The organism is Opitutia bacterium KCR 482, assembly GCA_029269845.2.
Lineage (GTDB): Bacteria > Verrucomicrobiota > Verrucomicrobiia > Opitutales > Intestinicryptomonadaceae > Merdousia.
In genome coordinates, this window is sequence record CP149973.1 from 1,520,636 (window position 1) to 1,534,643 (window position 14,008).

The window sequence follows — 14,008 nt, forward strand, 5'->3', positions numbered from 1 at the left end:
AAATGTTTGCCGCTTTCACAAACTGCTTTAAAATCCCCGAATTGCGCCAGAGAATTTTTCTGACGCTGGGGCTTATTTTTATTGCGCGCGTCGGCGCGGGTATCCCGTTGCCGGGCGTAGACCCGTCGCCGTTGCAGAATTTCTACGCATCGGCGTCGAGTGATGGCGGCGGCCTTGCCGGTCTCTATAATATGTTCACCGGCGGCGCGATGGTAAACGGCGCGATTTTCGCGCTGGGCATTATGCCCTACATCAGCGCCTCGATTATCCTTCAACTAATGGGCGCAGTCATGCCGAGCTTGGCGCGCCTCATGCAGGAAGGCGATACGGGCAGGCAGAAAATCGCCCAGTATACGCGTTACCTGACGCTTCTCATCGGCGCAATTCAAGGCTCGATGATAACCTACGCGCTCGTTTACAGCCCCGGAACGTTCTTTTCGGGCTTCGACACGGCGCAGTGGGGCTCGATTATCGTGGCGGGAAATATCCCGATTTTCTTCGTCGTCAGCGTAGTTTTGATGACGGCGGGCTGCATGGTTCTCACTTGGCTCGGCGAACAAATTACACAAAGGGGCGTCGGAAACGGCGTTTCGATAATCATCACAGTCGGCATTATCGACACACTTCCCGGGGCTTGCACGCAGGCGTACCACATGGTGTTCGATAGGGCGGTCGGCGCGGAAAGCGCAAGCATGGGCATTCCGCAGGCTGTTTTGATGCTCGCGTTCCTCCTCGCGGTAACGGCGGCAATCATCATGATTTTGCAGGCTGTCCGCAAGATTCCCGTCCAGTACGCAAAGCGCGTCGTCGGCAGAAAACTCATGGGCGGACAAAGCTCCTACCTGCCGCTGAAAGTCAACTACGCGGGCGTTATGCCTATTATCTTTGCGAGCGCGTTGCTGCTGTTCCCGCAACAGATTTTCGGACAGTTCAACCTTTCCACATACAATTTGATATACGGTTCGCTCGTATTCGCATTCAGCTATTTCTGGGTGTCGATTATGTTCAAGCCGCTCCAAATCTCCGACGAACTGAAACGCAACAGCGGGTATATCCCCGGCGTTCGCCCCGGAGAACCCACGGCAAAATTCCTCGACTTCGTAATGACCCGCCTGACATTTGCGGGCGCGGTGTTCCTCGTGATTATCGCGATTTTGCCCCACGTTTTGATGACCTACTGGGGAATACCCCAGAAAATAGCCTACTTCTTCGGAGGCACGGGCGCGCTCATCGCAGTCGGCGTTTCGCTCGACACGATGCGTCAAATCGAAACATACCTGCTGCAACGCCACTACGACGGCTTCCTGAAAAAGGGTCGCATTCGCGGGCGCAGCGTCGGCCAGACGCGGCAGATGCTCGATACGAGCGAAATCAAAAATCTTTGGGCACTCTGGACGCCCCTGTTGACGATTTTCTTCGTCGGCTTGGCGGCTTGGGCTGTCCGCAACTGCCTCTGATTCGGCATTGCGAATCGGAACGATAGTTGCGCATTGTTCTTTTAATGATACCAACAATTAGATAGACGGCGTGTCGTATGATACCTATTAAATCCGAAAGAGATTTGAAAATCATGCGCAAGGCCTGCTCGGTTGCGGCTACCGTGCTGGACAAGCTTTGCAAAATAGCACGGGAGGGCGTATCAACCCGCGAGATTGATATTGCCGGCAAAAAAATCATGGCGGAACTTTCCTGCCGAAGCGCGTGTTATCACTACAAAGCGGGCGGCTTGAAATATCCGGGTTATCTGTGCATATCGGTGAACGACGAAGTCATTCACGGCATAGGCTCGGACAGGGTTTTGAAGTCGGGCGATATTGTCAGCATGGACGTAAGCGTGGTCTATCAGGGGTTTGTCGGAGACAACACCAGAACCGTCCTCATCGGAGATGTCGCGCCGGAAACGCGCAGACTTGTCGAGGCGACGGACACCGCACTGCACAAGGGCATAGAGGCCGCGAAGGCCGGCAACAGAGTCGGCGACATTTCGGCGGCGATTCAGGCCTATGTGGAATCGTGCGGCTACGGGATTGTCGAAGAATTCACAGGGCACGGCGTCGGGCGGCACATGCACGAAGAGCCGCAGATTCCCAACTACGGAGAGGCGGGCACAGGCCCTGTGCTCCGCGCGGGAATGACGTTGGCGATTGAGCCGATGATTACCATGGGAAGCCCCGAAATATACGTTGGCGATGACGGCTGGACGGTTTATACGTCCGACGGCAAGCCGAGCTGCCATATCGAACATACGGTGCTCGTGACGGACGCAGGCGCGGAAATCCTCACAATTCCAATGCAGGATTAGTTTGAGGGGCGAAGTTTTCGTGTTTGTCGCAAATAATTAAAAAAAAGACTTTTCAAATCGAAAAAAACAGTCAAGATAAACCATCTTTTTTAACAACGGAAAAAATATGCCAAGACTATTAGGAGTAGATATTCCCAATAACAAGCGCGTCGAATTCGCGCTTCAATACATCTATGGTATCGGTCCCGCCCGCGCGAAAATCATCTGCGGAGAATGCGGAATCCCCGAATCCATGCGCGCAAGCGAACTCAACGAAGAATTGATTAACAAAATCATGAACGTCGTTGCGGAACGCCAGTACAAGCTTGAGGGCGACCTCCGCCGCGAAATCATCGGCAATTTGAAACGCCTCTCGGCAATCAAATCGTACCGCGGCCTCCGCCACGCAAAGGGTCTTCCCGTACGCGGCCAGCGCACGAGCACAAACGCGCGTACCCGCAAGGGCGCACGCAAGACGGTCGGCGTTGTCACCAAGAAATAACAATTCGAATTAATTTTTCATGAGCGAAGAACAGAAAAAACAGGACGCGGTCGCGGCGGAAGCTCCGGTCGCAGAAGTTCAGGCCGCCGAGCCCCAGAAACCCTCGTCTCCCTCCGCCAGCGACTTGCTCGCAACGGAAATCGGCGAAATCAAGGTTCGCAAGGCAAAGGGCAGCAAGAACGTCCACTCGGGCGTCTGCCACATCAACGCGACTTTCAACAACACAAAAGTCTCTTTTACCGACGCCGCAGGCAACGTCATCAGCTGGTCGAGCGCGGGTAAGATGAGCTTCCGCGGCTCGCGCAAAAGCACGGCATACGCCGCGCAGGTCGTCACGCAGGACGCGGGCAAGGTTGCGATGAGCCACGGCATGAAGGAACTCGTCGTGAACGTAAAGGGTCCCGGTATGGGTCGTGATTCGGCAATCCGCTCGCTCCAAGCGATGGGCTTTGTCGTAACGGCTATCGTGGACGTTACTCCCGTTCCGCACAACGGTTGCCGCGCTCCCAAACGCCGCCGCGTATAATCTCAATTTTAGGAGAATTTTACAATGTCTCGTTATACAGGACCTACAACAAGAATCAACCGTCGCTTTGGCATGCCGATTTTCGCGGAAAGCAAGGCGATGCAAAAGAAGCCCTATATCCCCGGTCAGCACGGCCCGCGTCTGCGCCGCCGCGTGACGGACTACTCGATGGGCTTGAACGAAAAGCAGAAGCTCCGCTTCATGTTCGGTCTGAGCGAAAAGCAGTTCCGTCTGACGTTCGAACGCGCAAAAAGACAGCGCGGCGTTACGGGTGAAATCTTCATGCGCCTGCTCGAACTCCGTCTGGACAACGTAATCTACCAGCTCGGTTTTGCCCGCAGCCGCAAGGCGGCTCGCCAGTTCGTGACGCACGGCCACGTTCAGGTAAACGGCAAGAAGGTTGACATTCCCAGCTTCACATGTCAGGCGGGCGATGTCGTTGAAGTTCGCGACCGCACGTCTTCGCGCCAGCTCGCGCAGCGCGCCATCGACGAATCGCAGCTCCGCGCAACACCCGCGTGGCTCGAACGTGCGGCTGAAGCCTTCAAGGGCACGGTAAGCCGTCTCCCGATTCGCGAGGAAATGGACCAGTCGATTAACGACCAGCTCATCGTCGAATTCTATTCGAGATAGTAATTAACAGATTCAGAAAACGGAGATCACCATGGCTAAACGACTCGGAAAGTTTGAACTTCCCAAACGTCTTGTCAAAGACGAAGCAAGTGCCACAAGCACATATGCAAAGTATGTCGCCGAACCCTTCGAAACGGGTTTCGGCCATACTATCGGAAACGCGTTGCGCCGCGTGCTTCTCAGCTCCATTGAAGGTGCGGCAATCAGCTCCATCAAGATTGACGGCGTAGACCACGAATTCCAGAGCGTAGACGGCATAGTCGAAGACGTGACGGACATCGTGCTCAACCTGAAAAAAATCAAGATTAAGAGCACCGCGCGCGAGAACAAGCGTCTTATGATAAATGTCGAGAAGGCGGGCGAAGTTACCGCCGCCGACATTCAGCCTGATGCCGATTTCGTAATCGTTAATCCCGAACAAGTGATTTGCACGCTCGACACGAAACGCAAGTTTGTTGCGGAAGTGGAAATTTCGAGCGGTCGCGGTTGGAGGCCTGCCGACGAAAACAAATACGAGGACCAGCCCATCGGCGTAATTCCCGTCGATTCGCTGTTCAGCCCCATCGAATTGGTCAAGTACTCTGTCGACGCAACGCGCGTCGGCCAGATGACCGACTTCGACAAGCTCACGCTCGAAATTTGGACGGACGGCAGAATCACTCCCGACGAAGCCCTTAAAGAGGCGGCGGTAATCCTCAAACACCACATCGACGTATTCGATAAGGTAAACGAACAGGATATCGAGTTCGAAACGGTCGGCAAGGAAGTCAGCGAGGAGCAGAACCGTCTCAGAAAGCTTCTGAACATGAGCGTAAACGAAATCGAACTTTCGGTTCGCGCGGCAAACTGCCTCAACAACGCCAACATCACCACGGTAGGCGAATTGGCGATGAAGTCGGAGCAGGAAATGCTCAAATACCGCAACTTCGGTAAGAAATCGCTCAACGAAATCAAGAGCAAGCTGGAACAACTCGGTTTGTCGCTCGGCATGAAAATCGACGAGCGCCTCATCGACTCAACAACATTATAATTTAAAAAAATAAACCACAATGCGTCATAATAAACACAGACATCAAATGGGCGTTAAGAAGGAACACCGCGCGTCGCTTATGGCGTCGCTGGCGTCCGCGCTTTTCCGCCACGACAGAATTGAAACAACGCTCGGCTACGCGAAAGCCCTCCGCCCCTTTGCGGAAAAGGTAATCACCCTCGCCAAGAAGGCAGCCGCAACCGAAGACACCGCCAAGAAGCTTCACCTGCGCAGAAACGCGCTCTCGAAACTTCGCGACGAAAGCGCGGTTCACTTCCTCTTTGCGGAAAAGGTTTCGAAGTTCCTCAACCGTCAGGGCGGATATATCCGCATCTACAAGCTTGTTCCCCGCAAGGGCGACGCCGCCGATATGGCGATTGTAGAGCTTATCGAAGCCGACGACGAGGGCTACAAGAAAGCTCCCGAAAAGGAAAAGAAAGCTCCCGCAAAAAAGGCGGCGAAAAAGACCGCAACTAAAAAGGCTGCGACCAAGAAAGCCGCAACAAAAAAGACCGCAAAGAAGGTCGAAGAGGCGGGCGCGTCGGAAGAAGCAGCTGCGGAATCCAAGGAATAATTGCCTTACGGCATTTTTTTCACAAGCGAACGCGCCCGATTTACGGGCGCGTTTGTGCTTCCAAAATTCGCTTTTATGACTTTGTCGGATTTTTTTGCGGTTTCGGTCGGGCTTTTGCTCTCGGCGTTCGGCGCGTCGGCGTGGATAATTTCGCGCAGGCAGAACAAAAGCTACGAGAAAATCGCCCGCACATCGACATTCCACTGCCTCCACTGCGACAGCGTCTACACCGCGCCGTTCGGAAAGGACATCATGGAGTGTCCGAATTGCGGATACAAAAATCCCAAGCTTAAATTTTAACAACCCCCAACGAAAAACACTACGATGAATCAAAAGATAGCAGTTCTCGACTTCGGGTCGCAGTACACGCAGGTAATAGCCCGCCGCATACGCGAATGCAGCGTCTATTCCGAAATCATGCCTTTCAACACAAAAGCGGACGTGCTCAAAAAACAGGGCGTGTGCGGTATCATTCTTTCGGGCGGACCGGCGAGCGTCCTGTCGAAAGGCTCTCCGCGCCCCGATAAAAAGATATTCGAGCTTGGCGTTCCCGTTCTCGGCATCTGCTACGGTTTGCAGTTGATGGGGCACATGCTCGGCGGGAAAATCGTTTCGAGCAAGCAGCGCGAATACGGGCTGGGCAAGCTTTCGTTCAAGGGCAAGAGCGAGCTTCTCAAAGGGATTGACTCTCCCATTCAGGTTTGGAATTCGCACGGCGACAAAATCGAGAAACTGCCCGAAGGCTTCAAGCCAATCGGTACGACCGAAAATTCCGCATACGCGCTCATCGAAAACAAGGCGCGCCGATTCTACGGAATGCAGTTTCACCCCGAAGTTGCGCACACGCCGCGCGGCATGGACATCATCAAAAACTTCCTCTACGGAATTTGCGGCTGCACGGGCGACTGGACTATGTCGGACTACGTCGAACGCGCCGTCAATAAAATTCGCGAAACCGTCGGCGACAAAAAGGTAATCCTCGGCCTCAGCGGAGGCGTGGACTCATCCGTCGCCGCCGCGCTTATCCACAAGGCGATAGGCGACCAGCTCACTTGCGTGTTCGTCGACAATGGGCTTCTCCGCAAGGACGAACGCAAAAAGGTCGAAGACCTCTTCAAAAACAATTTCAAAATGCGCATGAAAACCGTGCGCGCCGAAAAGCTCTTCCTTGCGAAGCTCGCGGGCGTCAAAGACCCCGAACGCAAGCGCAAGATTATCGGAAAAACTTTCGTCGAAGTGTTCGACAAGTCCGTGAAATCAATCGGGCAGGTCGATTTCCTCGCGCAGGGCACTCTCTACCCCGACGTTATCGAAAGCGTGCCGATTGCCGGCAACCCCGCGTCGCTCATCAAGAGCCACCACAATGTCGGCGGACTGCCGAAACACATGAAGCTCAAACTTCTCGAACCCCTCCGCGAGCTTTTCAAAGACGAAGTGCGCGCGCTCGGCAAAGAGCTTGGGCTTTCAAAGGAAGTTCTTTGGAGACACCCCTTCCCCGGACCGGGTCTCGGCGTGCGCGTGGTGGGCGACATCACGAAAAAACGTTGCGACATTCTCCGCGAGGCAGACGCAATCCTTCTCGAAGAAATGAAAGCGGCGGGGCTTTACTACAACGTCTGGCAGGCGTTTGCGGTGTTCCTCCCCGTCAAGACCGTCGGCGTCATGGGCGACGAGCGCACATACGACAATGTGATAGCCCTCCGCATTGTGGAAAGTCAGGACGCGATGACCGCCGACTGGGCGCACATTCCGCACGAAGTCTTGGCTAAGATTTCCAACCGAATCATAAACGAGGTCAAGGGCGTCAACCGCGTGTGTCTTGATATTTCCTCCAAACCGCCCGCAACAATCGAGTGGGAATAGGGAGATAGTCTTGGCACGCTTGATGCGTGCAAGGAGATTTAGGAGGGCTTGCGAGGTCGGCGTATAAATGCGTTTCGCTTGCGCGGCTTCGGTCATGTACGTGAGTACACTCCCGTCGCCTTGCTGCACAAAGCCGCATTTCTGCGTGCAACCTCGCAAGCCTCGACAGCGCGGCGGTCGCCGCGCGGAAGACTTAGATAAAACGCGATATTTGGGACGTTCATGGCTGTCCGAAATATCGCGTTTTTTGCATATTACATGGTGGTGCTTTTTGCGGAGCTTGCTACGGTTGCGGCGGGTTTTTTTGCTTGGGTGGTATTCCGCGTTCCTATGAGTATATGAAAATCAGAGTGCGCTTAATGCGCACGGAGGAGGACGTGAACGAAAACGAGGAGCATTTCGTTCACGTCGGGGCGCGGCTCGCTCCGCTCCCGCGCGGTGGGGTGGTATTCTATCTGTTTTGTGTGTTGGGAGAGCTGTGTTGAGTTCCTGCGCTGGTGTTTATGTCTATTGCTTCGCTTTCGTTTTGTGGTAAAGATTGCTGTGCTTACGGTGTTTATTTTGCTTTTGTTTTGCGAAGAAATTGAAGCTCGTTTATATTTTTTGCGAGAGGGGAAAATGTTGGTTGCGGAATATGCGGGGGTGAATGCGGTGGGTTTGGTTGTTTCGCTCCCGCCGGTGGTGGGATTCTGCGGCTAAATTTCGAGCCAGAGCGCGAGCGAGATGCGCGGCAGGTGCAGGGTGTTTTTTTCAAGCGGCGAAACGGGGTTTTCAAGTCCGCGCAAGTCGAATCTGTCGATGTCGGCGATTTGTATGAATTTTGTTTGCAAGTCGGCTGGTACTGCGAGCTCGACATCGTTGCACGTCGGGTTGAATGCGGCGAAAATCCGTTTCGATTTCCCCGCGCCGCATGCGTTGAACATTACGCCGCCTGCGGGCGAGTTTCCCGCGCCGAAAAATTCGAGCCACCCCTGCGGCAGTTCTCCGTCTATTCTCAGCGACTTCCCCTCGGGCGACAGTCTGAATTTCAGCAGCGACCTCAGCCATTGGCAGACACCCGCGAAGCGCAGTCCGCGCAGGTAGTCGAGCGCGTTTGCCGCGCCGTCCTTATATGTGTTGCTTTTGCCGTATTTTGTCCGCGCGATGTCGAAGCCCTCCGCGACCATCGGAATCCCGACCGAAAGCAGCGTCAGCGCGTAGGCGAGTTTATAGCGGGCGATATCGTCCGCCGACGGGTTTTCGTGGCTGTCGGTAATGCGGTCCAAAAGGCATTTGTCGTCGTGGCTTTCGAGGTAGTTGACGGTTTGCGCGCAGAATCTGGAAGTGTCGCGGCTGCCGCCGACGAAGTATTTGAAGCCCGCGAAGTCGCCGCGTCCGAGCGCGTACGAGAGCATGAACTCGCGGAAGCCGTCGTTCCACGACGCGAAGCCCGTGTCGCGCAGGGCGGCGGCTATGTGTCCGCGGAAGCTCCACGGTTCGGCTATTAGAATGATGTCGTGTTTGAGCGTTTTCATTTCGCGCTCGATTTCGCGCAGTGTCTCCAAGCCGACGAGTTCGGCGAGGTCGAATCTGAATCCGTCCACGCCGTAGTTTTTCACGAGCTTTTTGAGGCTGTCGAGAATCATTCTTCGCGCCATGGGCGATTCGGAGCGGTAGTCGTTTCCGCAGCCGCTGAAATTCATGAGGTCGCCCGCCATGTTAAGCTCGAAATAGTATTCCTTGTCGGCGCGGACAAGGTAGTTCGGCTCGCCAACATGGTTGTAGACGACGTCGAGAATCACGGCGATTCCCGCGCGGTGGAACGCCTCTACGAGCCGCGCGAAATCTTCGTTTTGCGACGAATTTTCGGGGTCGGTTGCGTACGAGCTTGCGGGGGAGAACCAGTTGACGGGCATGTAGCCCCATTCGTAGTCGGTGCGTTTTGCGGCGGTGAATTCCTGCACGGGTTGAAGCTCGACGCAGTTGACGCCGACTTTCCGCAGGTAGCAGTTTTCGTCGGCGAGCCACTTTGTCAGCCCTTCGAACGTGAGCCGTTCGCCGTCGGAGATGTCCGCCCGCGCCTTTGCAAGCACGTCGCGCAGGTGGATTTCCATTACGGCGAGGTCGTGCCAATGCGGAGGCTTGAACGGGCGGTTGCGGGGCAGGTCGGCGTCGAACTTCACGATTGACGGGCCGTCGGGGAAAAGCATTGCGTTTGCGTAGGGGTCGGCGACGGGTTCGGACGACGAAAACGCGGTTGTCGCGTCGCGGTTTTTGCCGCCGATTCGCCAGAAATACCGCGCCCCCGACAGGTCGCCGTCGGCGGACGCCGTCCAGATTGCGCCGTCGCAGGAGCTTGCGGAGGTCTCGCGGCGGACGCCGTCGAGAGTCCATTCGACCGACGCGTACGCGGCGCGTGGCGCGAAAAGAGAAAAGCTTGTTTTGCCGTCCGCGAAGCGCGCTCCGAGCGGAGCGGGCGAGTAGATGTTTAGCAGGCGTTCGGCGAAATCGACTCCGCCCGACACGCCGAGCTGCGGGAATGAAAGCCTGATTTCGTCGGCGAGCGAGCAGATGCCGTCGAAGTTTATCACGAACACGTGAAGCCCCGTTTTGTCGAGGCTCAGGCGCAGGTTGGAGTTTCCGCGGGCGTCGCGCTCGACGTTCGGAAGGGTCGGGACGGGTTCGAGCCAGCGGCCGTCCGCGCCCGCGAATTTAAAATACGCCGTGCGGCGTTTCATGCCGAGCTTCGCCACGGGAATTTCGAGCTTCCGCCCGAAGCGTCCCGACGACGGCGACATTTTCCAGAGCGGGTTGCCGATTGCATCTCCCCAGTTGTTGAAGTCGCCGCAGACGTAGTAGTCGGCGTCCGAGACTGCGCGGATATTCTTGAAATTGTCGGCGTCGAGCAGGAAGTGCGCAATGCCGTCGGAGATAAAGTAGGAGGCGTATTTTGCGAAGTCGCGCCCCGAAGCGCGGCTTATCGAAAAGTCGGGCAGCCCAGAAGCCCCCGACACCTTTACGTTCGGCACAAAGGGAATGTCGCGGTTGAAGACTACGGCGATTTCGTGCGCGTTTATCCACCATGCCTTGACGATTTTCGTTGTCATCTTTATTCCGAAATGAATCTGATTGAGTTTGGCGTTCGGGCTTTTTTCCGCGCGGGCGCGGCGGATTTTTCTTCGGGCTTTGCCGCCTGTTGCGCCGCCGCCGTTTGCAGGGCGGGCGTTGCGGCGGTTTGCCGCGTTCCGTCGGCGGGTTTCGACATGTCGATTTTAAATGAGGGCTGTTCCCGCGTCTCCGTTTTTTTCGGCTCGTCTGCCGCGGATAAGAGTCTGCGCAGAATGGATTTTTCCGCGGCGGGTTTGGCTTGTTTTTCCGCCTGCTCCTGCGGGGCAGGCTGCCCGCCCTCCGTTTGCGAAGCGGCGGCTTCGCGCGTCTGCTTTTCGGCGTTGCGGACAACCGTTCTTCCGAAGTTTGTATCGACGCTCACGGGCGTAGAATCCTTGAATCTGAAAACAATCTCGTTTTTGCCGACGAAGCCGAGCTTTTCGCGGATAACCCTTTCGGCGAAGGCGTCGTCGTGCACGAGTCTGTAATAATACTCCTCCTTGTACGCCTTTTCGTCGGAGAGTTTTGCGACATTGTAGCGCAGGCGCGACTCGTCGAGCCGGCGTTCGATGTTCTCCTCGCGGACGCCGAGCCACTTGACGTAGAACAGGCAAGCCATTGCCGCCGACGCGAAGAGCAGCAGAAATATTATGGCGTTGTAGATTTTATCCATGCGCTTTCATTTTCGTCAAAATATCGCAGGCGTCCGCGCCGTGTAAAGATTATTACCGAATTTTTTAAAAATATACTCGCAAGAAGCGTCCGAACGTGGGACTATTCTCGAATGGCAAAATCGGGAAGAGCGTTGTGGACGGCGGCGATAAAGGAGGGCAAAAAATCCTCCCCCGCGGGAGCGTCGGAGCGGACGGAGAAATCCGCCGATTCCCGCGCTCGCAAAAAACGCCTCGAAACCGAGCGCAAGCTCCGCGGCAGGCAGATGTGCGGCAGGGTGCTCGGCATAGACCCGAGCCTTCGCGGCACGGGTCTTGCCGTCTTGGAGGCGCGGGAGGACGGCACTTTGGCGTACATCGAATCCCTTACGGTAAAAAACCGCCCGACGCTTTCCATGCCCGAATGCCTTGCGCGGATTTTGGAGGAGACCGACGGAATTATCCGCCGCAACAAGCCCGACTGCGTGGCGATAGAGCAGAGCGTGTACGTGCAGAATTTCAGAACCGCGCTTATTTTAGGCTCGTCGCGCGGCGCGGCGATTGCCGCCGCCGCCGCAAAAAGGCTAGAAGTCTTCGAGTATCCGCCGCTGAGAATCAAGCAGGCGGTAATCGGCTACGGCAGGGCGAGCAAAGAGCAGATTGCGCGTTCGGTGGCGGCTCTCGTCTCGAACGCGCCCGTGCTTCCGTCCGACGAGGCGGATGCGGCGGGCGCGGCGTTAACCCACATATTTACTCATAAAGTCTGATAAAAATCATGAAAAAATCTCTCATAGCAATGGCGGCTGGAATGGGAAGCCGCTTTGGCGGACTCAAACAGGCGGCGAAATTCGGCGCGTCGCAGAAAGTCATTCTCGACTTCGCAATCGAGGACGCGCTTGCGGCGGGCGTAGAAAAGCTCGTGTTCGTAATCCGCTCCGACATCGAAAAGATTTTCCGCGAGGACGTTTCGGGAAAATACGAAAACAAAACCGACGTCCGCTACGTCTTTCAGGACAAATGCGGGCAGCCCCTGCCGCTCGGACGCTCCAAACCGTGGGGCACGGGGCACGCAGTGCTTGCCTGCGCCGACGAAATAGCCGAAAGCTTTTTTGCAATCAACGCCGACGACTATTACGGGGCGTCGTCGTACACCGCGGCGTCCGAATTTCTCGACACCGCAAAGCCCGACACCTGCGCCCTTGCGGGCTTTCTGCTGAAAAACACGCTGTCCGAAAACGGCACGGTCTCGCGCGGGATATGCTCGCACGACGCCGACATGAACCTTTCGGGCGTGCGCGAATTCGGCGGGCTGAAAAAGGTCTCCGACAATCCCCTCAAAATTGCCTCCGCCGACGGAACGGAATTTTGCGGCGACGAATATACGTCGCTGAATTTTTGGGTGTTCCAGCGCAGCTTCATGGACATCTTGGGCAGCGAGTTCGACAAATTCCTGTCGGAAAACTCCAAGAGCGAAAAGGCGGAATTCTACCTGCCCGCCGCCGTCGATACGTCGATAAAAAACGGGAGTCTTTCCGCCAAGATTCTGCCCACGCGCGAACGCTGGCAGGGAATCACATACCGCGAGGACATGCCGCTTGTCGAAAAATTCCTGCGCGAAAACGGCCGCATTTAGGCTTCGCCTCCGAAAGAAAAATCCGATTGAAAACACGATGAAAAAAACAGCGAAATTTCTCTGCGCCCTCGCCCTCGCGTGCGCGTCCGCCGCCGCGTTCGGGGCGGACTTCTCCGCGCAGGTCGCCGCAAGCACGCTCGACCCAAAAATGGAGTGGTGGTTCAATCTGCCCGCCGACTCTGCGCCGAACATCGTCCAGACCGAGCGCGTCTATTTCCATCAGGATTTTTCCGTGTTCGCGTTCTTCGACAAGGCGGCGGTAAAGGACGGCGACTTCGACATTGAATATTCAATCTATTCGGTCTATCCCGACGGCAAACGCGCAAAGGCGGCGGACAACATTCGCTTGAAGGGCAAAAAACTTTCGAAAGACATAATCGTCGCCTCGAACGAATACGTCGGGGTGTGCTTCGACAAAAACTACCGCGAGGGCGTGTACACGTTCGAGATAGAGGCGCGCGACAAAATCGCGGGCGCGGTGTCGAAGTCGTCAACGCAGGTGAGGCTTTCGGAATGGACGCCGACCGCGCCGATGCTCGACGCGGCTTTCGTGAAAAAGTCGATACTTGGCTTCTATCTGAATCCGTCTCCCGACACGCTGTACTCGCTGTTCTTCTCGAAGTCGCTCGACTTGGAGCAGAAGGGCGCGCCCAACGACCTCAACTTCATCAACCTCGGATTCCTCCGCGCGGCGTTCAAGCGCAACTCGTTTTTGCTGCCGCCCATGCGCGAGAATTTCGCGGGCTTCAAGCCGCTCGACCGCGCGAAAATCATATTCCTGTTCGCCGTGCTCGACGAAGCCCGCATAGACTTCAACATTCTCACCCCCGCCGAGCGCGACTATCAGGACGCCATGCGCAAGGCGAAAATTCCCGACCCCTACGCCGAGTGGGATCCCGTAATCGGCGCGGCGCAGATTGACATGCTCTGGGGCGAGTTCTTCGCCGACGGCACATACAAGCCGATTCGCCGCATAATGGATTTGCTCGCGTACGCGGAGGAGGCGAAGTTTACGCAGGCGTGCCTTTCCGCCGGCAAGCGTCCCGAAAGCCGCGCCGACTGGAAAAAGTTCATGTACGGGGCGTATCATTCGGTCGCGCTTCAATCGCTTTTGCGCAATTCGGAACGCTTCCCGCTCGTAAAAAAATACTGCATGTGGGCGCTCGAAAACGGAGGGCTTCCCGATTCCACATACCGCCTTTTCGGAGGGGCGCAGGCGCAGTAGGATT

The 14,008-nt window shown here is 56.0% G+C and carries 15 protein-coding genes; 13 read left to right on the forward strand and 2 right to left on the reverse strand.

Annotated elements, in window-relative coordinates; all coding sequences use genetic code 11:
• Positions 1–2 precede the first annotated feature (2 nt).
• From secY to P3B99_006435, 10 genes are all read left to right on the forward strand, one after another.
• Positions 3–1,457: a preprotein translocase subunit SecY gene (gene secY, locus P3B99_006390; GenBank protein ID WYJ06836.1), complete on the forward strand. Its 1,455-nt coding sequence runs from the start codon at positions 3–5 to the stop codon at positions 1,455–1,457.
• Between the two features lie 77 nt (positions 1,458–1,534).
• A complete protein-coding gene (map, locus tag P3B99_006395) occupies positions 1,535–2,302 on the forward strand; it encodes a type I methionyl aminopeptidase (GenBank protein ID WYJ06837.1) in 768 nt (255 codons plus the stop codon).
• 106 nt (positions 2,303–2,408) lie between these two features.
• Positions 2,409–2,783 carry a 30S ribosomal protein S13 gene (gene rpsM, locus P3B99_006400; protein ID WYJ06838.1) on the forward strand — a complete coding sequence of 125 codons (375 nt, stop codon included), beginning with the start codon at positions 2,409–2,411 and terminating at the stop codon, positions 2,781–2,783.
• Positions 2,784–2,802: 19 nt separating this feature from the next.
• Entirely contained in the window at positions 2,803–3,309 is a 507-nt protein-coding gene (rpsK, locus tag P3B99_006405; GenBank protein ID WYJ06839.1) for a 30S ribosomal protein S11, read from the forward strand.
• 24 nt (positions 3,310–3,333) lie between these two features.
• Entirely contained in the window at positions 3,334–3,942 is a 609-nt protein-coding gene (gene rpsD, locus P3B99_006410; GenBank protein WYJ06840.1) for a 30S ribosomal protein S4, read from the forward strand.
• A 31-nt stretch (positions 3,943–3,973) separates the two neighbouring features.
• Entirely contained in the window at positions 3,974–4,972 is a 999-nt protein-coding gene (locus P3B99_006415) for a DNA-directed RNA polymerase subunit alpha (GenBank protein ID WYJ06841.1), read from the forward strand.
• Positions 4,973–4,991: 19 nt separating this feature from the next.
• Complete coding sequence (rplQ, locus tag P3B99_006420) at positions 4,992–5,546, forward strand: 50S ribosomal protein L17 (GenBank protein WYJ06842.1); 555 nt, start codon at positions 4,992–4,994, stop codon at positions 5,544–5,546.
• Between the two features lie 75 nt (positions 5,547–5,621).
• Positions 5,622–5,846 (forward strand): hypothetical protein, encoded by a 225-nt coding sequence (locus P3B99_006425; protein ID WYJ06843.1) that lies wholly within the window; start codon positions 5,622–5,624, stop codon positions 5,844–5,846.
• Between the two features lie 24 nt (positions 5,847–5,870).
• The gene (gene guaA / locus P3B99_006430) at positions 5,871–7,409 is read left to right on the forward strand and encodes a glutamine-hydrolyzing GMP synthase (protein ID WYJ06844.1); all 1,539 of its coding nucleotides are present in this window, start codon (positions 5,871–5,873) and stop codon (positions 7,407–7,409) included.
• A 338-nt stretch (positions 7,410–7,747) separates the two neighbouring features.
• Positions 7,748–7,894 (forward strand): hypothetical protein, encoded by a 147-nt coding sequence (locus P3B99_006435; protein ID WYJ06845.1) that lies wholly within the window; start codon positions 7,748–7,750, stop codon positions 7,892–7,894.
• 210 nt (positions 7,895–8,104) lie between these two features.
• Here the strand turns inward: P3B99_006435 and P3B99_006440 are convergent, their stop codons facing one another.
• The gene (locus P3B99_006440; protein WYJ06846.1) at positions 8,105–10,495 is read right to left on the reverse strand and encodes an alpha-amylase family glycosyl hydrolase; all 2,391 of its coding nucleotides are present in this window, start codon (positions 10,493–10,495) and stop codon (positions 8,105–8,107) included.
• A 2-nt stretch (positions 10,496–10,497) separates the two neighbouring features.
• A complete protein-coding gene (locus P3B99_006445) occupies positions 10,498–11,169 on the reverse strand; it encodes a hypothetical protein (GenBank protein ID WYJ06847.1) in 672 nt (223 codons plus the stop codon).
• A gap of 111 nt (positions 11,170–11,280) precedes the next feature.
• On the opposite strand from P3B99_006445, the gene P3B99_006450 reads away from it, so the two are divergent.
• From P3B99_006450 to P3B99_006460, 3 genes are read left to right on the forward strand one after another with little or no spacing between them, the layout of a single operon-like run.
• Complete coding sequence (locus P3B99_006450; protein WYJ06848.1) at positions 11,281–11,913, forward strand: crossover junction endodeoxyribonuclease RuvC; 633 nt, start codon at positions 11,281–11,283, stop codon at positions 11,911–11,913.
• Positions 11,914–11,921: 8 nt separating this feature from the next.
• Complete coding sequence (locus P3B99_006455; GenBank protein WYJ06849.1) at positions 11,922–12,779, forward strand: sugar phosphate nucleotidyltransferase; 858 nt, start codon at positions 11,922–11,924, stop codon at positions 12,777–12,779.
• 37 nt (positions 12,780–12,816) lie between these two features.
• Positions 12,817–14,004 carry a hypothetical protein gene (locus P3B99_006460; protein ID WYJ06850.1) on the forward strand — a complete coding sequence of 396 codons (1,188 nt, stop codon included), beginning with the start codon at positions 12,817–12,819 and terminating at the stop codon, positions 14,002–14,004.
• Positions 14,005–14,008: the final 4 nt, after the last annotated feature.